This is a genomic window from Thalassotalea sediminis (assembly GCF_030295915.1).
GTDB lineage: Bacteria > Pseudomonadota > Gammaproteobacteria > Enterobacterales > Alteromonadaceae > Thalassotalea_C > Thalassotalea_C sediminis.
This window is the reverse complement of record NZ_AP027361.1, coordinates 981189-999410: the sequence shown is the minus strand read 5'-3', so window position 1 is coordinate 999410 and position 18222 is coordinate 981189. Positions and strand designations below refer to the sequence as shown.

Genomic DNA, 18222 nt, shown 5'->3' with positions numbered 1-18222 from the left:
TCAAAAAAGAAAAGACGGTAAATAAATCACAAAAATTATGCTTTGTTTTTGCCATATGGTTTAACATAATTTTCAGCAATAACGTAAATCGATCATTTTATGCCCACCAGGTATTGAAAGGCACTCCTCAGCTTTATTTTTCTGACGACTGACGTTCATACACCAGTATAGTGTCATAACTAAAAGCTACTGCTAAGTACTTCCATAGGTGGAAAATTATCTAAAAAGATTAGCGATGCTATAAACTAACATGCAGACAAATTACATGCCTACCTCTAGAATAAATAGGAAGTAAAAATAACAAAAAATTAGCGTTTTTATAAAGTTACAATGCAAAGCATTCAAAATTATTCTATTATGCAAGTAATTCAGACTAAGTTAGAGCACTTATGATCCGATTATTATTCTTATTGCCCATCATAATGTGTGGTATTTGGTGGTGGTACTTAAATAGTAAAGGCTATAGCATTAAAGATGGAGTCAAAGGGTTTGCCTACATAATCACCTTCAACACAATCATTATTGCTTTTTTTATACTTATGTTATTCGTAACCCATTAACAAAAATGAGGCATAGGTTGAAAAACTACAGCCTCATTCACCGGCAGTGGCCCCATTAAAAAATAGAACGGAATGAAGATCTGCCACCACGACGTGTTGTTCTACGATTGCGCATACGGCTATGAAGTTCTCGACGTTTTGCATCTAACCAATCTTCAGTAGTAATTGGTGTGTCTCCTGCTCTAGCTTGTTCACGATCACGATATGCACAAAATTCTTCAAAGGCTTCAATGTCGTCTTTTAGCTCTTCTGCTACAAGCTCGATCATAATAGCATCGTCTAAAAATCCAAGTGCAGGAATATGATCAGGCACAAGATCTTCTGGGTCGCTAAAATAAGCTAGCGCCGCAAGCACGTCTTTCTTTTCTTCTTCAGGGATCTGCCATTCACTATCTTCAATCATAGCAACAAGTGTTTCTAACTTTTTAATACGTTCACTCACGAAAACAGGAACACCGTCTTTAACATCTTCACTTAGCTTGCGTGCATTATCCAAAATACTTTTTTCTGAAAGTGATGCTGCTCCTTGCTGAGCTTTTTTCATCACGTCACGAAAATGGTCAAGATCTGAATCTGATAATTCAAAGGTCACTTCAAACGCCATTATAATTCTCCTACTGTTGGCTTCTTGTGTGCATAGAACTTTATAGATTAAATTTAACAGAACATCATGCAATCATCACGTAAAAGATAAAATTAAGTTAAAATATCTTTAAAAAATTGCTATTGAAGCTAACAACGAACTGATAATATTAACTTTTAACCTTCAATTATTTATCATGGAAAACGATCAGGACGCGCCAGTAACACAAACCACAGAACAAAAGTCGAAGGAGTGTGAGAACTGTCATGCGCCGGTAAGTGGACCTTTCTGTTCTCAATGCGGTCAAGAGGTTGAATCCACTTTAAAGTATTTTTGGACCGTTATTTTACATATTTTAGACGATATTTTTAGTTTTGATTCTCGCGCTAATAGAACGCTGCTGCCTTTATTGTTTCGTCCTGGCTTTTTAACACACCAGTATTTTACAGGTCACAGGGTACATTATATCCCACCGCTAAGGTTGTACTTATTTATCAGCATTATCTTTTTTATCACCCTAAAATTTTTTGCTGCTACGGATTTAAAATCAGAGCATGCGAAAGACGTTGAAAGTTTAGCCAAGGAAGTGAGTAAAATTGAAGCTATTTACAACGCCCAACAAGCCACAATTGCACGTTCTGAAAAACTCACCTTATTATCCTCTTTGAAAAATAAACTCGCAGAAATTAAAACTAAAGACACAATCAATAATCGTAATGTTTACCTATTAATTCAAAAGCTTGTTGAAGCAGAGAAGAAGCAAACAACAAATGAGATAACCTCTGAGGAGCATGTAAAATATCAATCACTCGTCACTAAATGGCACAATGTGCTCTCTGGAAAAGCCGAGCCAAACAATGCTAACGGTGTAGAGTTTGGCAATAATCCTGATGGTACTTTTACCTTTGATTGGTTAACACCAAGTGCAAATCAAAAACTGGAACAAGCAACAAGCACCATTGAACAAAAAGTACAAAATTCATCTTTTGAACAACTATTTGAACAGGCGATAGATAAACTGCCGCAACTGATGTTTATTTTATTACCTTTATTTGCAGTGCTATTAAAAGGTATGTATTTGTTCTCAAAAAGGCTTTATTTAGAACATCTTACTGTTGCTTTACACAGCCATAGTTTTATTTTTTTAACGGTGCTAATGATTGAGTTACTTTCTCTACTACAAGACATGCTACCGACTTCCAATGGCTTTATCGTTGATTGTTTACAGTTTATTATTACAATTGGCATGGTTTGGATACCGGTATATTTATACCTAATGCAAAAACGCGTATATCAACAAGGGTATTTTATTACACTGTTCAAGTATTGTTTGATTGGCATAATATACATTCTGTTATTAACGACTGCTTTTTTAGCAGCGTTTATTTGGGGAGTTATAGACCTTCCTAGTTAGCGACTTTTGCATGCTTATTGCACAAAAAAGGCAATCAAACGATTGCCTTTTTATATACCTTAATTGTCTGTCTTATTCAGCAATTGGTCGCATATGCGGGAATAAAATAACATCTTTAATCGTTGGTGAATCAGTGAACAACATCACTAAACGATCGATACCAATACCTTCACCTGCAGTTGGCGGCATCCCATGCTCTAAAGCACGAATGTAGTCATCGTCAAAGTGCATTGCTTCGTCGTCGCCAGCGTCTTTTTCTTCTACTTGCTTACGAAAACGTTCCGCCTGATCTTCAGCATCATTTAACTCTGAAAAACCATTTGCTAACTCTCTGCCACCAACAAAGAATTCAAATCGGTCGGTGATAAATGGGTTTTCATCGTTACGGCGAGCTAATGGTGATACTTCCCACGGATACTCAGTAATAAATGTTGGTTGATCCAACATGTGTTCAGCGACTTCTTCGAAGATTTCACAAATATATTTGCCTGGTCCCCAAACTTTAGCAGCATCGCCCTCTTTAACGTGTACTTTTTTCGCTAATGCTTTAATCGCATCAACATTGTTTTCAGGATCACGTAAAGCCGCTTCATCGTCAGCAGTTATAACGCCCGCATCGGCATATTTTAAAATCGCATCAACCATAGATAAGCGCACAAATGGTTTACCAAAGTCATAAAACTTCTCTTCAATAACTTCGCCTTCAGCATTTTTCACTGTATTACGAATAACGGCTGTGCCCATCACTTCTTCAGCGACTGTACGTAACATTTCTTCCGTTAAATCCATCAAGTCATTGTAATCTGCGTACGCCTGATAAAACTCTATCATGGTAAATTCTGGATTATGACGTGTTGATAATCCTTCATTTCTAAAGTTACGATTGATTTCGAAAACTTTTTCAAAACCACCTACCACTAATCGCTTTAAATAAAGCTCAGGCGCTATACGCATAAACATTTCAACATCTAGTGCGTTGTGGTGTGTAACAAATGGTTTAGCCGTTGCACCGCCTGGAATAGTTTGAAGCATCGGCGTTTCAACTTCCATAAAATCACGTTCAGCTAAAAAGCGGCGTATACCATCAACGACTTTTGAACGAACTTTAAACGTATTACGTGTCTCTTCATTAATTATCAAATCAACATAACGTTGACGATATTTAGTTTCTGTATCTTGTAGACCATGAAACTTCTCAGGTAATGGGCGGAGTGATTTTGTTAATAACTCGTACTGTTCCATATTTACGTAAAGATCACCTTTACCAGACTTATGCAATGTACCAGTAACGCCTATGATATCGCCAATATCTAACAAGCCCCAACGCGCTTTAATGTCTTTTTGAACATCTTTACTCGCATAAGCCTGCACACGTCCTGTCATATCTTGTAAAACTAAGAACGGCCCACGTTTAGCCATAACTCGACCAGCAATGCTGTAAACATCTGTTTCAGCTTCAAGCGTTTCTTTATCTTTCTCGCCGTGTGCAGCTTGTAAATCAGCTGCATAGTGTTTTCGATCAAACTTATTTGGATGGCCATTGGCCTTACAGTTTTCACGAATCTGCGCTAATTTGCCGCGACGCTCGGCAATCAATTTATTCTCGTCTTGAATTTGCTCTGTCATTTGAATTCTCAAGTGTTGCTTATGCTTCCCCAATAATCATTGGGCGTTTTCTTTATCTCTACAAGCCTGATTTTAAACTTGCTTCAATAAATTTATCTAAATCGCCGTCAAGAACTGCTTGTGTATTTCGGTTCTCAACGCCAGTCCGTAAGTCTTTTATACGGCTATCATCTAATACATATGATCGTATTTGACTTCCCCAACCAATATCAGACTTACCTTCCTCTAATTCTTGTTTGCTTTCATTTTGCTTTTTAATTTCCATTTCATAAAGCTTTGCTTTTAATAGCTTCATCGCAGTAGCACGGTTTTTGTGCTGTGAACGGTCACTTTGACACGCCACTACAGCACCTGAAGGGATATGAGTAATGCGAATTGCTGAGTCAGTTTTGTTGACATGTTGTCCACCTGCTCCCGAGGCTCTAAACGTATCAACGCGTAAATCTGCTGGATTAATGTCAATTTCAATATTGTCATCTATCTCGGGATAAATAAAAGCCGATGCGAATGAAGTGTGGCGTCTTCCACTGGAGTCAAATGGCGATTTTCTTACCAACCGATGCACACCTGTTTCTGTGCGCAGCCAGCCAAAGGCATAATCGCCTGAATATTTAATTGTACAGCCTTTGATACCAGCAACATCACCGTCCGTGACTTCTATGACTTCTGTTTTAAAGCCATGTGCCTCTCCCCAGCGTAAATACATACGCATGAGCATTTCTGCCCAATCTTGTGCTTCAGTACCACCAGATCCCGATTGAATATCTAAGTAACAATCTGCGCTGTCTTGCTCTCCGGAAAACATGCGTCGAAATTCTAGCTTTTCGAGATTCTCAATTAGGCTCGCTACTTCTTTTTCGGCATCGTCAAATGTTTCTTGGTCTTCTTCTTCAACGGCTAATTCCACTAACCCTTCAATATCTTCACAGCCTGCTGTTAACACTTTGATGGTTTCAACAACAGCCTCTAAACTTGCGCGTTCTTTACCAAGTGCCTGCGCCCTTTCAGGTTCATTCCATACATCAGGAAGCTCTAATTCTCTGACAACCTCAACTAATCTTTCTGATTTTTGATCGTAGTCAAAGGTACCCCCGAAGCATTTCAGTGCGTTCGCGAATTTCTTTAATTTGGTTTAATACTGGGTTAACTTCAAACATAGCCATTTAATAATTTATTTTATTTCACTAGATAACGAAGAAAATAGTCGCGCATTGTAGCGTAAAACATGGGGCAAATAAACGCCTGCGGTGGTTTTATCTGTTTATTTTTTAAGGCGTGATAGTATCAAGTTGCTCGACAAGTAACTGAACATTTCGCTGGCCTCGAAACTCGTTTATATCCAGTTTATAAGCAATTTTTACTTGTTTTGCCATTGCATTAGGCCAACACTTAACGTCAACATTGAAAGCGATTGCATCAAACATGTGTTGTTCTTGAGATAACACTAACTTTAAATGTTTATCGCCTACAATACGTTGTTGTTCAATCTTAAAGATGCCTTCAAAAACAGGCTCAGGAAATGCTTGCCCCCACGGTCCACTTTCACGTAAAAGTTCCGCAAAAGAAAGTGAAATTAACGTAACAGGCAGCTCGCCATCAGTCATTAATAAGCCTTGGAGTTTTTCTGCAGATAACCATTGCTCTGCTGTTAACTGAAATACTGTTTGAAACTTGCTAAAATGCTCTTTTTTGATACTCAACCCGGCAGCCATAGCATGGCCACCAAATTTAAGAATAAGTTCAGGGTGCTGACTATCAATATATTCGAGTAAATCCCTGATATGTAGGCCTGCAATTGAACGCGCTGATCCTTTCAATTCATCACCAACATCATTCATAGCAAACACGATTGTTGGACGGTAATACTTTTCCTTAATACGTCCGGCTACAATCCCTATTACACCTTGGTGCCATTCCGGGTGAAATAACGCAAAAGCATAAGGCACGTTATCTTGAGCAAAATCTAGTTGCTGCAAGATGTGCTCGGCTTCTTGTTGCATGCCTTGTTCAATTTCCCTTCTCGATTTATTTAGCGCATCTAATTCAACCGCCATAGATCGGGCCGATATAATATCCGGTGCTAATAAACAATTAATACCAAATGCCATGTCATCAAGCCTGCCAGCTGCATTTATACGAGGTCCAAGCGCAAAGCCAAAATCACTTGCTACTAATTGGTGTTGATTTTTATTGGCGACCTCAATGAGTGCTTGGATACCTGGTCGGGTATGCCCCGCTCTAATTCTTTTCAACCCTTGCTCAACCAGAATACGATTATTATTATCCAACGAGACAACATCAGCTACCGTACCTAACGCGACTAAATCTAATAATCTTGCAAAATTAGGTTCTGCTAAACCCCGTTCGGCAAACCAATTTAACTCACGTAAATATTTGCGCATAAACAACATAAAATAAAATGCGACACCAACACCTGCTAACGATTTACTCGGAAAACTACAGCCAGGTTGGTTAGGGTTTACTATCGCGTCAGCATCAGGCAGTGAATGGCCTGGCAAATGATGATCAGTAACGATCACCTTCATACCAAGTGCTTTCGCGTGAGCGACACCTTTAATACAACTAATACCACTATCAACCGTAATAAGTAATTTAGCCTGTTGTAGATGTGCAAGATCTACAATTTCAGGTGTTAATCCATAACCATATTCAAAACGATTAGGAACCAAAAAATCATGATGTTGACTACCCAACCATGTAAGAGCTTGCATCATTAATGCGGTACTTGTTGCACCATCAGCATCAAAATCTCCAACAATAATAATGGGCACCTGTTCAACAATCGCTTGATGCAGTACCTCACAAGCTTGCTCTATACCTAACAAACGATTTATATCAATTAACTTGTTAAGGTTAAGGGCAAGTTCTTCCGCATCAGAAATACCTCTACTAGCGTAAATTTGCCGTATAATCGGATGCAGCGAATCAGGCAAAAAGCTGTCATCAACAACAGCTCTTCTCGTAATAGTCATTTGTTGCGGCATAATTTTATTTACTGTTTAACTTTCAGATTTCAAGCTATCTAATACTTTAATTAATGCTTGAGGCTTTTGATAGCCTGGGATCATCATGCCGTTGTCGAAAATAATGGCAGGCGTTGCACTGACCCCCACTTTACGCGCAAATTCAAACTCTTCTGCTATCGGCTTTTCACAAATGCGATGGGCAACATTTGAGCCTGCTTTAGCTTTTGTTAAAGCACTTGCTGGGTCTTCATGACACCATATTGAACGTAAATCTTTAAAGCCTTGAGATAAGTTACCAAATCGATCGGTAATGCCTGCTCTAGGATAGGGTAAATAACGAATGGTTATGCCTAACTTATTATATTCATCCATTTGCTGATGCAGTTGGCGACAATATCCACAAGTAATGTCAGTAAAAATAGTGACGACATGCTTTTCATCTTTTGCTGGATAAATAATCATATCATCCTTAAATCGAGCCAACCCTTCAACACGCACCTTCGATAAGGATTGTTCGGTGTAATTGACGACGTTTTCGCCAAGACCATATAACTTCCCATGAATCAAATATTGTCCATCTGCACTGGCATAAAACAATCCTTGATCTGTTAATACTTCAATTAAATTATCAACAGGTGTTGGTGTAATTGATTGCACCTCTAAACCAATAAGCTTACTTAACTTTTCTGATAAATTATTATTACTATTCGCTTGCTGTTCTTTCGCGCCAACAAAACCAGAAATGGCAACAAGCATACATAAAAAAACCGTCGAAAATACTCGTTTTGAAAACATGTAACTACCTAATTATCTATTCACTTTACACAGTGTACCATTAGCAAATTACCGAAATAAACTAATAATCGCTAATTACCATCACAGCAGATTAGTCTTTGTTGTATTAGCGTTACCACCTAATATACGTTAATCATGATGTCCTTTAAGGACATAGTTCTAAACAATAAAGGGTCACAAAGAAAGAACAACAAACCTTAAGACTCAAAACAATGACTTAAACGCGTTAAGTTTTGCAGAGTATATATATGAGACCTGCTTTTGATTCAGAAACTTTCTTGTCTTGCTAGAAAGTTACCACTTGCATCTGATAAACTTGCGCCGATTCATTGTTTTTACTTAATTACGGCATGCTATATTGTAATGAAAATAGGTCTTTTTTACGGTTCAACCACTTGTTATACCGAGATTGCAGCAGAAAAAATTCAAGCACAATTCCCACAAGGCACCATAACGCTGTTTAACTTGAAAGATGTTTCTTTACAGGAATGTTTAGCATTTGATGTATTAATTTTTGGCATTTCAACTTGGGATTACGGTGAAATTCAAGAAGACTGGGAGAGTCAATGGGACGACATTAGTACGCTCGATTTAGAAGGAAAAATTGTTGCTTTGTATGGCATGGGTGATCAGATTGGTTATACTGACTGGTTTCAAGATGCGCTAGGTTTACTACATGAACAAGTTGTAGCACAAGGTGGGTTTATAATTGGTCAATGGCCAAACGAAGGCTATGAATTTGCCGCCTCTAAAGCCCTTACTAGCGACCAAAAGCACTTTGTTGGCCTAGCGTTAGATGAAGACAATCAATATGACTTATCTGACGATAGAATTACGCAATGGTGCAAGCAATTAAATAATGAAATTAACGACATCCTACAACATTAGCTTCACACGCAAGCAGCTTCATATTATCGCCAAATAGCTTTAGCTAATTTGGCTGAAAAACACTATAATTAGCGCCAGTTTTTAATCATTAATCCAAAGCAGTAAGTATGTTTGAGCAATTTGAACTTGATTCAGCCCTCCTAGCCGGCATAAAAGAGGCTGGTTATAAGAAGCCTACTTCTATTCAATCTCTCGTTATTCCAGAAGCAATGGCAGGTAAAGATGTGTTAGCATCGGCACCTACAGGCACAGGAAAAACCGCCGCGTTTTTATTGCCTGCCGCTCAACACTTACTCGATTACCCCAGAACTAAACCTGGTTTTCCTCGTGTACTTATTTTAACGCCAACACGAGAGCTTGCCTTACAAATTAGTGAACAAAGTGAAAAGTTAACCACGCAAACCAATATAAAAACGGGTGTAATTACTGGTGGCGTTAATTATGGTAGCCATAAAGAAATTTTAACGTCAACAACGGATATGCTCGTTGCAACTCCTGGCAGATTATTAGAGTACATTGAAACAGAACAATTCGACGCACGAGAAATAGAAATTCTAATCCTCGATGAAGCTGATCGTATGTTAGATATGGGGTTTTCAGAAACAATAAACCGTATCGTCGGGGAAGCACGTTGGCGTAAACAAACAATGCTATTTTCCGCTACGCTAGAAGGTTCAGGTGTTGTTAAATTTTCAAAAGATATCCTCAATGAACCAGTGTACCTTGAAGCATCACCGTCACGAAAAGAAAAAGGCAAAATTCATCAATGGATTCACCTTGCAGACGATAAAGACCATAAGTTAGCGTTACTCATTAACACGCTCAAACAAGAGGACGTAACTAGAGCAGTTGTCTTTGCTAACAAAAGAGAAACCGTACAATATTTATCAGGAAAGCTTTACTCCTCTGAAATTCCTTGTGCTTGGCTTGAAGGAAAAATGCCACAAGATAAAAGAAACAGTGCTGTTGAACGCGTTCGTGATGGTAAAGTAAACGTATTAATCGCAACAGATGTAGCAGCACGAGGGCTAGACATTGACGACATATCGCATGTTATTAACTTTGACATGCCACGCAAAGCCGACATTTATTTGCATAGAATAGGAAGAACAGGTCGTGCCGGTAATAAAGGTACGGCTATATCACTTACCGAAGCCCATGATATGGCAAATGTTGCCAAAATAGAGCGTTATATGGGTGAACGATTAGCGAGGCGTATTATTGAGTCGTTAAGACCTAAACACAAAGAGGCGCGTGTTGCCATGAAAAAGCCTAAAGTGAAAAAGTCGGCTGCACAGAAGAAAGCTAAAGCCAAAAAACAAGGTAAACGTGCTAAGAAGTAGCCAAACACATTCATGCAAATTGAACATTTGCTCAATTTTGGTTGCCAAGTAAATAAAATTAGGTGAAAATACCAACATATAAAATTGTATACTATATTTAGTTACATAACGTATGAGTAACCTTATTTAAATGATAAGTAGGTTATTTATAAGCAGACAACGAGCTACTTTAAGGAAGAATCAGCGCGATGCCAACTCATTCAGTACACGATCCTATTCGCTTGCAAGCTAGCGCTTGGATTAGCCGTTTGAATCGAGGCTTAACCGATGAAGAAAAACCTCAGCTCATTGCATGGATTAATCAAGATCCAGCGCACCATAAAGCAATTTATAAGTTTGCTAGCTTTTTCGATAATATCGCTCAACTTGAAGAACTAAATGGTGTTTTTCCGTTAGAAAATAAGCCTACATTGTGGTCATCAACGGTTATTATTCCTGTACTGCTATTATTAACGATTGCTATTTCAGCAGCTTATGCGTCTTATCAATGGATCCAACAACTCAATAGCTCGCCAGCTGTTCACGTTTATACGACGAATGTAGGAGAATCTCGCCAGTTCACCTTACCTGACGGTAGTACAGTATTACTGAACTCTAATAGTAAATTAAACGTTAATTACTCAAACAAAGCGAGAAAAGTAGACCTTGTTTATGGTGAAGGTCAATTCGATGTTGTTAAAAATGCGGACAAGCCATTCACTGTCATTGCAGGTAAAAAAGCATTTACTGCTTTAGGTACTATTTTTAATGTTGAAAAAAGCAATGAAGCCGATATGGAGTTAATTGTTACCGAAGGTTCAGTGTTAATAAGTGACGCATTTATCGCAAATGAGCAACTTAAACAACGCATGTTAAATGAACAACAAAAAATCAACTCCCGAGACATTATTACGGCTTCAGAAAAAGCACACGTTGAAAATGCAGTTAATCAGCGAGTAACCACACTAACGGCTAATGAACTCGCTAAAACATTATCATGGCAACAAGGTATGCTAATTTTTGATGGTGAATCGTTATTTAACGTACTTCAAGAAGTTAGCCGTTATACCGATATTCAATTTGAAATACTTTCAAGCGATATTGCCAACATTGAAATTTCTGGCACCTATAATACGGGTGATATTGACGCATTGTTATCATCACTAGCACATAGCTTCAATGTCAGTTATAAATACAATGCAACCAACTCCGTGCAATTATCACGACACTAATCTAAAAAACTTCGTGATTTTCATTCGCATCAAATCATCGTACTATACCCATCAAATTAACCTTTTATAAACTGGATAACAAAGCGAACCTTTTATGCTGTTTTCTCAAATAACACGTAAAGAGAAAAAAACAGTTCGTTCACAACTGTTAATTAGGCTGCATTCGCTAGTAATATCCGCTTGGTTTATATTTCCGCTTTTATGTAATGCACAATCAGCAGAGCTATATTTATTTAATATTCCAGCGCAAAGTGCTGATCAAGCACTGAGCCAGTTTGGACAACAAACACAACAAACATTACTGTATTCATACGAGCTTACGAAATCTCGCACAACAAATGCTGTACAAGGCTATTACACCCAACAACAAGCGTTAAGGATCATGTTACGAGAGACAGGATTAGGTGCAAAGGTTACAGAAAAAGGAGAAATCAGTGTAATCACACGATTAAACGATGATATTCATCAAGCTAATATAACGAAAAGCAAACGTGTCCAAACAACAGAAGAGCAACAACCTCTGTCCATTGAAAAAATTTCGGTCATTGGCAGCCGCACTTTTTCAAGGACCATCAACGATTTATCGATCCCTGTAGATATCTTAACAAATAGAACACTTATAGAAACTGGGGAAACAGAATTAGGCCGTATGATTCAGAAACTCGCGCCCTCTTTTAATTTCTCTAGTTCTTCAATTAGTGATGGGACAGATGTATTAAAACCTGCGACGTTACGAGGGTTAGGCCCCGATCAAACGCTCATCCTAATTAACGGTAAACGTCGCCATAACGCCAGCCTCATTCATATTAATACCTCAGTTGGTAGAGGCGCTACAGGGGCAGATATCAATGCGATTCCTGTGAATGCAATCGACAGAGTAGAAATTTTGCGAGACGGTGCTGCTGCACAATATGGCTCTGACGCAATTGCAGGTGTAATTAACATTGTTTTAAAATCAGGCAACCAAAAAAATAACATTACAACTTCACTTGGCCAGTATAGTCGCAGTGATGGGGAAACAGCTAAAGCGAGCGTAAATTATCATCACGATATCGGCAACGAAGGGTTTCTCAACACCACCTTAACAACAATGCATCATAACAGCACTGATCGCTCCGGCCTGCATGGTACTTGCCAATATTCTACTTGTAAAATGACTAAAGATGGTCTTTACCAAACCAATGATCCTCGCGAAATAAGCGCAAATAGAAAAACATTTAATATCGGTGACCCTAAATCACAACAGTTTGCTGTTGCATTAAATAGTGCTGTACCGCTTGGTCAAGGTAAACTTTATAGCTTTGCAATATTTTCTAAACGGCATAACAATGCTTCAGCATTTTTTCGACAAGCCAACAACCAACCAGCTAACCCTCTTTTAAGTGACGGTGAGGCAACAATTAAAAACGGTTATCTACCCATCATCCACTCTGACATTACTGATAAATCTTTTACATTAGGCTATAACGGCACCGCTTTTAACAAGCTACTTTATGACATCTCTTATTCCTATGGTAAAAATACCATTGATTACGAAACAAGAAATGCAATTAACGCTTCATTTGTTGCCTCCATAAAAGATTTAAAGCCCGCAAGCGTGATCAGAAGAACAGTGCCACGCAATGCTGATGCTTATGGATTAGCACTAGCACTACAAACCATAAATATCGACCTAACGCGACAATTTGATCATTTTGACTTTGCTGTAGGATTAGAGTTAAGAAAAGACCATTATCAGGTCACTGCGGGAGAAAAATATAGTTATTATGATTATCATAAAAATGATGCTGAATACGTTAGACTCGTTAAAGCGTTACCAGGGATTCAGGGATTTCCAGGAATAGCACCTGAAGATACAGTAAACGAACAACGGGATGTATTATCACTATATGCAGAAGTAGGAACTCAAATCACTCCTTCATTTGATCTTACAGGCGCATTGAGGTTTGATGATTATGATGGCGTTCAAGATACATCAAACATCAAAGTCGCGGCAAAGTGGCAACTTAACCAACTACTTTCTTTTCGAGGTTCAATTAGTACCGGCTTTAGAGCACCTTCAATGCAACAATTGTACTTTAACAACACAAGTACACAATTTGTCGTGGAAAATGAGCAACATCTCGTTGCTGAGCAAATAGGTACCTTTAGAAACGATAGCGTACTTGCAAAATCGATAGGTATTCCGCCATTAATAGAAGAGAAGTCGACAAACCTCTCTTTAGGAGGTGTATTCGACAAGGATAATTTAACTGTTACTATCGATTATTACGCGATAAATATCGACGATAGAATTGTAATTAGTAATCAACTTTCCTCAACTTTTTCACCAACGTTAGCACAAACTCTTGCAAATGCTCACGTGGATAAAGCGCAAGTATTCTTAAATGCGGCTGATACAAAAACTAAAGGCATTGATTTTATTGCTAGTTATAATACGTCGCTTACCGTTGGGGAGTTAGATCTGATCATTGCTGCAAATGTTACTAATACCGAGGTCAGTAAACTTTATTCACCTAAAAATAGTGAATTACACAAGTTATCAGTCAATGAGGTGTTTTCACAACAAGACATATCCATAATTGAAGAATGGCAACCTGAAGATCGTATAAGTGTCATGGCTAACTTTCAAAGAGATAATTTGAAAGTAAACTTAGCAATAAACCGCTATGGCTCTTATACCATTACAGATGGTAGTCGCCAAAAATTTGGTGCTGAGTGGCTGACAGATATCAACATCGAGCGAAAAATAACCCCCGCACTGTCAATCGTGATTGGTGTTAATAACGTGTTTGACGAAATGCCAGACCAAAATACAATTGGAAACTCTCATGCAGGCACCATTGTCGACGAGGAAAATAATGTGATTGTAGAGAGTTCTGGGGTGTTCAAATATTCACGTCGGTCTGCGCCATTTGGCTTCAATGGCAAATATTACTACGCAAAATTACAATATAACTTCTAATACATAACAACGAACAGGAACGCTTCGCTGCTATGCCCTGCTCGCTTACTCATTATCCGTGCTCATCGCGCGTAAACACCCAATCGTTTCCTTTTGATAGCTCCTCATTAAATTGGTAACCGCCCGCATTGAAACCTTTTAATGATTCAATATCATCTATACGGTTTTCTATGATATAACGCGCCATCATGCCACGCGCTTTTTTCGCAAAGAAGCTTATCATTTTATACTGACCATTTTTCCAATCTTTAAAGGCTGGCGTTATCACAGTGCCGTTAAGCTGCTTTTTCTTTACTGATTTAAAGTATTCGTTCGAAGCTAAGTTGATCAGAACGTCATTATTTTGTTGTTCTATAGCTTCATTAAGCTTATCTGTAATAATATTGCCCCAAAAGTGATAGAGATTTTTACCGCGATCATTTTCAAGTTTAATACCCATTTCCAATCTGTACGCCTGCATTAAATCTAACGGTTTTAGAATGCCGTAAAGGCCAGATAAAATGCGCATATGATCTTGAGCAAATTCGAAATCTTTATCGGTGAAACTTGCTGCGTCAAGCCCTGTATACACATCACCGTTGAACGCTAAAACAGCTTGTCTCGCGTTTTTCGGTGTAAATGGTTGGTGCCATTCACCAAAACGCGCTGCATTTAAGCCTGCCAATTTATCACTTATTCCCATCAAGCTTGCAATGTCAGCAGGTGACATTTTCCTACAACGATCAATCAATATTTGACTATCTGCTAACAATTCTGGCTGCGAATAAATTTCTGTCGCTAAAGGCGACTCAAAGTCTAGGTTTTTTGCGGGAGAAACAACGAATAACATATAATACCTAAAAGACAAAAGAAAATTTTTGTTACTATATCATAGCACTGCATAATTAAAATAATTTGCTCTAAGAAGTCACTTGCAATAAGCCGCTTTGTTAGTGCATATTAGAGCTGAAACTCAAATATAATCAGTATTCATTTTCACGTAAGGTTAATCAGCACCATGGTTAACTTATAGTATTTTTAGGAAAACATTAAGGCAACAAGTATGGCGACGCAATTAGAACAATTGAAACAAATGACAACAGTAGTAGCAGATACCGGTGATATTGAAGCTATTGCAAAGTTTCAACCGCAAGACGCAACCACAAACCCATCGCTACTACTTAAAGCTGCTTCACTACCCTCTTATCAACATTTATTAACACAGGCAGTGAGTTGGGCGAAAACACAATCATCAAATAAAGCACAGCAAATTATCGATGCTGGTGATAAACTTTCAGTGCTTATTGGTATGGAAATTTTAAAAATTATCCCTGGTCGTATATCTACAGAGGTCGATGCTCGTCTATCTTTCGATACAGAAGCATCAATTAAAAAAGCGCATAAATTAATAGCAATGTACAACGAAGCTGGCATTAGTAATGACAGAATACTGATTAAGCTTGCATCAACTTGGGAAGGAATTAAAGCAGCAGAGCAACTCGAAAAAGATGGTATAAATTGTAACCTAACATTGTTATTTAGCTTTGCTCAAGCTCAAGCATGTGCTGAAGCTGGTGTTTACCTTATTTCACCTTTTGTTGGTCGCATCTTAGATTGGTATAAAAAAGACACCGGTAAAACTGACTATCCTTCACATGAAGATCCAGGTGTTGTATCTGTCACTAAAATTTATAATTATTACAAAGCGAAAGGCTACAATACGGTTGTTATGGGTGCAAGCTTTAGAAACAGCGGTGAAATTTTAGAACTAGCAGGATGTGACAGACTTACAATAAGCCCTCAGTTGTTAGATGAATTAGCGTCTAATAATACACCTATCGTTCAGAAGTTATCTGATGATCATGCATCACTTGCAGAAGAAGAAGTGTTAACTGAAGCGCAATTTAGATGGGCACTTAATCAAGATGCAATGGCTACAGAGAAACTCGCTGAAGGAATACGTAATTTCGCAGTAGATCAGGTTAAGCTTGAGTCACAGTTAAGTGAATTATTTTAGTATTTTCATTCGTTTAGATAGTTGAAAGCAATCATAAAGTGTTAATAAAAATTTCTACTATTCAATTGCTTATAAAAAGCTAAAGAAAAAGTGTTTCAATTCTGCGGCAGAGTATGTTATTAAAAACATGCTGTTGTAGAAAAAAGGAGCATTCCATGAATAACGTAGAAAAAATATTGGACTCACTAAGTAAACAACCTAAGGCGTCAGCATCTAGCAATAAAAAACGAAAATGGCGTGAAATTGAACAAATAAAAGAAAAATTCCAACTTGAAAAAGAACTCCGAGAGTATGAGGATTCACTCGAGTATATGTTGGACGAATTTTAAAGAAATGCCATCACGCAAAACCCAGTCTTAGACTGGGTTTTTTATTTTAACCTCTAATAAGCACTTAGGAGCTGACCATTTTAGGGCTAGGCAATCATCAAGCAGCAATTAACGTTTATGTAGAAACAGCACCAAATATTCCCAACCTTACAGATCAAGAAAATTGCAGATGGATAAGAAAAAACGAAATACATGCTATAGGACAACAAGCAGGTAATGGCTGGCGTAAAGTCTTTAATGTATATGCTAAAGTCGTCTATGAATTAGCAACCAAAGAAACGTGCCGTTACAGCAGTTGGCAACACTACAGAGATGAACAACTGTTGCAGCAAGGATCTTCATTTTGTTTGTGGCTTGCAGTCAATAGTAACGAGTTTCAAAATAAACTATCCCATCATAGCGGGTTGAATATCGTAATGGGGAAAGGATATGCTACGAGGCTGAATATCGCAAAACAATGCTTTTGGCTCTCAGAAGACTTTGCCATTCATCAGCAAAAACAGTTAATTATTTGCCCGTACTTTGATTATCGCCAACTCACCAATCAAAAAATCACCTATCTCTGTCAGTTAATTACGCAATCGTTCCCTTCATTTATATCGCATTAAACTGATAGAGGTTATCAACCTCTATCCACGGTGGATATATGTGGCTAGGGTTATGCTGAGGCTTTGCAAGGTAATACCCTTGCGCATATCGCATACCAAGCTGTCTTAATAATGCAAATTCTTCAACGTTTTCGATGCCTTCTACAATCACCTTTGCACTGGCAGATCTCGCCAATTCAAAGATAGCCGTTAAGAATTTTCGTTTAAAACTATCTCGATGACAATTCTCAACAAAATAACGATCTACTTTCACGATTTCTGGTCTTAACTGGCTCCACATTTTTAACCCCGAATAACCAGCTCCCAAGTCGTCGATTGCGACATCAAAACCAAATTGACGGTACTTTTCTAACGCTTTTTTCAACATCTCTGCGTTGGGGTAAGGATGTTTTTCACTTAGCTCAATAACCAGCTGATGACAATTTAATCCCGCTTGCTCAACAAACTTAATTGTCTCTCCTTGCGGATGAGCATTATCTAATAACACTAAAGGACTTATATTTAGAAACAGCTTACCTTCTAACCCTAAGTTTACAAATTGTTTAATAGCAGTGTCACGACATAAAATTTCGAGCTCAGACAATAACCCCAAATCAGTCGCACATTGAAATAACTTATCTGGTGCATGTAAAGTACTATTCGTAGGCCCACGTGTTAGTGCTTCATAACCAAGAATGGATTTATTTTGAATATCAAATATGGGTTGAAAAACAGTGGATACCGCTTTTTCACTGATTATTTTTTCAATTTCTCTATACACAGGAATCTCCTTACCCGAGCATAGTAGGCGGAATAAATGACCGTTTTATGACAATGCTAATAAATGTTGTGTCTTTTTAAAGGCTTAAAGCTTAAAGCGAAATAACATGCAGTTAACTTACTTGTTCAAGAATAATATTGGCGGGGGTGTTATACAA

15 protein-coding genes are annotated in these 18222 nt (G+C 38.1%); 8 read left to right on the top strand and 7 right to left on the bottom strand.

Translation table 11 applies throughout. The annotated features are described in order from the left end of the window. Positions 1-615: 615 nt before the first annotated feature. On the bottom strand, positions 616-1164 hold the full coding sequence (locus QUE09_RS04490; protein WP_286235013.1) for a YkvA family protein: 549 nt from the start codon (positions 1162-1164) through the stop codon (positions 616-618). 175 nt (positions 1165-1339) lie between these two features. On the opposite strand from QUE09_RS04490, the gene QUE09_RS04485 reads away from it, so the two are divergent. Further along, the gene (locus tag QUE09_RS04485; protein WP_286235012.1) at positions 1340-2557 is read left to right on the top strand and encodes a DUF3667 domain-containing protein; all 1218 of its coding nucleotides are present in this window, start codon (positions 1340-1342) and stop codon (positions 2555-2557) included. A gap of 72 nt (positions 2558-2629) precedes the next feature. Here the strand turns inward: QUE09_RS04485 and lysS are convergent, their stop codons facing one another. The 4 genes from lysS to dsbC form a co-directional block, all read right to left on the bottom strand. Further along, positions 2630-4183 (bottom strand): lysine--tRNA ligase, encoded by a 1554-nt coding sequence (lysS, locus tag QUE09_RS04480; protein WP_286235011.1) that lies wholly within the window; start codon positions 4181-4183, stop codon positions 2630-2632. Positions 4184-4241: 58 nt separating this feature from the next. Beyond that, positions 4242-5340 (bottom strand): peptide chain release factor 2 gene (gene prfB, locus QUE09_RS04475; RefSeq protein WP_286235884.1). Its coding sequence is split into 2 segments (ribosomal slippage): positions 4242-5264 and positions 5266-5340, totalling 1098 coding nucleotides; the frame shifts between segments, so codons are not numbered across the junction. Positions 5341-5451: 111 nt separating this feature from the next. Further along, positions 5452-7176: a single-stranded-DNA-specific exonuclease RecJ gene (gene recJ / locus QUE09_RS04470; protein ID WP_286235010.1), complete on the bottom strand. Its 1725-nt coding sequence runs from the start codon at positions 7174-7176 to the stop codon at positions 5452-5454. Between the two features lie 27 nt (positions 7177-7203). Next, positions 7204-7965, bottom strand: a complete 762-nt coding sequence (dsbC, locus tag QUE09_RS04465) for a bifunctional protein-disulfide isomerase/oxidoreductase DsbC (RefSeq protein ID WP_286235009.1) — start codon at positions 7963-7965, stop codon at positions 7204-7206. 363 nt (positions 7966-8328) lie between these two features. On the opposite strand from dsbC, the gene fldB reads away from it, so the two are divergent. The 4 genes from fldB to QUE09_RS04445 all read left to right on the top strand — a co-directional run bounded on the left by fldB (position 8329) and on the right by QUE09_RS04445 (position 14372). Continuing rightward, complete coding sequence (fldB, locus tag QUE09_RS04460; protein WP_286235883.1) at positions 8329-8853, top strand: flavodoxin FldB; 525 nt, start codon at positions 8329-8331, stop codon at positions 8851-8853. A gap of 107 nt (positions 8854-8960) precedes the next feature. Beyond that, the gene (gene srmB / locus QUE09_RS04455) at positions 8961-10196 is read left to right on the top strand and encodes an ATP-dependent RNA helicase SrmB (RefSeq protein WP_286235008.1); all 1236 of its coding nucleotides are present in this window, start codon (positions 8961-8963) and stop codon (positions 10194-10196) included. 188 nt (positions 10197-10384) lie between these two features. Further along, positions 10385-11407: a FecR family protein gene (locus QUE09_RS04450; RefSeq protein ID WP_286235007.1), complete on the top strand. Its 1023-nt coding sequence runs from the start codon at positions 10385-10387 to the stop codon at positions 11405-11407. Between the two features lie 94 nt (positions 11408-11501). Next, on the top strand, positions 11502-14372 hold the full coding sequence (locus QUE09_RS04445; protein ID WP_286235006.1) for a TonB-dependent receptor: 2871 nt from the start codon (positions 11502-11504) through the stop codon (positions 14370-14372). 52 nt (positions 14373-14424) lie between these two features. Here the strand turns inward: QUE09_RS04445 and yaaA are convergent, their stop codons facing one another. Continuing rightward, positions 14425-15201 carry a peroxide stress protein YaaA gene (gene yaaA / locus QUE09_RS04440; RefSeq protein WP_286235005.1) on the bottom strand — a complete coding sequence of 259 codons (777 nt, stop codon included), beginning with the start codon at positions 15199-15201 and terminating at the stop codon, positions 14425-14427. A gap of 213 nt (positions 15202-15414) precedes the next feature. Here yaaA and tal point away from each other — a divergent pair, with 213 nt between their 5' ends. The 3 genes from tal to QUE09_RS17605 all read left to right on the top strand — a co-directional run bounded on the left by tal (position 15415) and on the right by QUE09_RS17605 (position 17305). Beyond that, on the top strand, positions 15415-16368 hold the full coding sequence (gene tal, locus QUE09_RS04435) for a transaldolase (RefSeq protein ID WP_286235004.1): 954 nt from the start codon (positions 15415-15417) through the stop codon (positions 16366-16368). A gap of 155 nt (positions 16369-16523) precedes the next feature. Then, positions 16524-16697 carry a DUF3545 family protein gene (locus QUE09_RS04430; protein ID WP_286235003.1) on the top strand — a complete coding sequence of 58 codons (174 nt, stop codon included), beginning with the start codon at positions 16524-16526 and terminating at the stop codon, positions 16695-16697. 71 nt (positions 16698-16768) lie between these two features. Continuing rightward, complete coding sequence (locus QUE09_RS17605; protein WP_434017515.1) at positions 16769-17305, top strand: DUF6942 family protein; 537 nt, start codon at positions 16769-16771, stop codon at positions 17303-17305. Here QUE09_RS17605 and QUE09_RS04425 read toward each other — a convergent pair. Then, positions 17292-18065, bottom strand: coding sequence for an EAL domain-containing protein (locus QUE09_RS04425; protein WP_286235002.1), 774 nt, complete (start codon positions 18063-18065; stop codon positions 17292-17294). The two genes, QUE09_RS17605 and QUE09_RS04425, sit on opposite strands and share 14 nt — an antisense overlap. Positions 18066-18222: the final 157 nt, after the last annotated feature.

Excerpts from the sequence above, each read along its gene's own strand:
- QUE09_RS04490 (WP_286235013.1), bottom strand. The coding sequence starts at position 1,164 with ATGGCGTTTGAAGTGACCTTTGAATTATCAGATTCAGATCTTGACCAT.
- QUE09_RS04485 (WP_286235012.1), top strand. The coding sequence starts at position 1,340 with ATGGAAAACGATCAGGACGCGCCAGTAACACAAACCACAGAACAAAAG.
- lysS (WP_286235011.1), bottom strand. The coding sequence starts at position 4,183 with ATGACAGAGCAAATTCAAGACGAGAATAAATTGATTGCCGAGCGTCGC.
- recJ (WP_286235010.1), bottom strand. The coding sequence starts at position 7,176 with ATGACTATTACGAGAAGAGCTGTTGTTGATGACAGCTTTTTGCCTGAT.
- dsbC (WP_286235009.1), bottom strand. The coding sequence starts at position 7,965 with ATGTTTTCAAAACGAGTATTTTCGACGGTTTTTTTATGTATGCTTGTT.
- fldB (WP_286235883.1), top strand. The coding sequence starts at position 8,329 with ATGAAAATAGGTCTTTTTTACGGTTCAACCACTTGTTATACCGAGATT.
- srmB (WP_286235008.1), top strand. The coding sequence starts at position 8,961 with ATGTTTGAGCAATTTGAACTTGATTCAGCCCTCCTAGCCGGCATAAAA.
- QUE09_RS04450 (WP_286235007.1), top strand. The coding sequence starts at position 10,385 with ATGCCAACTCATTCAGTACACGATCCTATTCGCTTGCAAGCTAGCGCT.
- QUE09_RS04445 (WP_286235006.1), top strand. The coding sequence starts at position 11,502 with ATGCTGTTTTCTCAAATAACACGTAAAGAGAAAAAAACAGTTCGTTCA.
- yaaA (WP_286235005.1), bottom strand. The coding sequence starts at position 15,201 with ATGTTATTCGTTGTTTCTCCCGCAAAAAACCTAGACTTTGAGTCGCCT.
- tal (WP_286235004.1), top strand. The coding sequence starts at position 15,415 with ATGGCGACGCAATTAGAACAATTGAAACAAATGACAACAGTAGTAGCA.
- QUE09_RS04430 (WP_286235003.1), top strand. The coding sequence starts at position 16,524 with ATGAATAACGTAGAAAAAATATTGGACTCACTAAGTAAACAACCTAAG.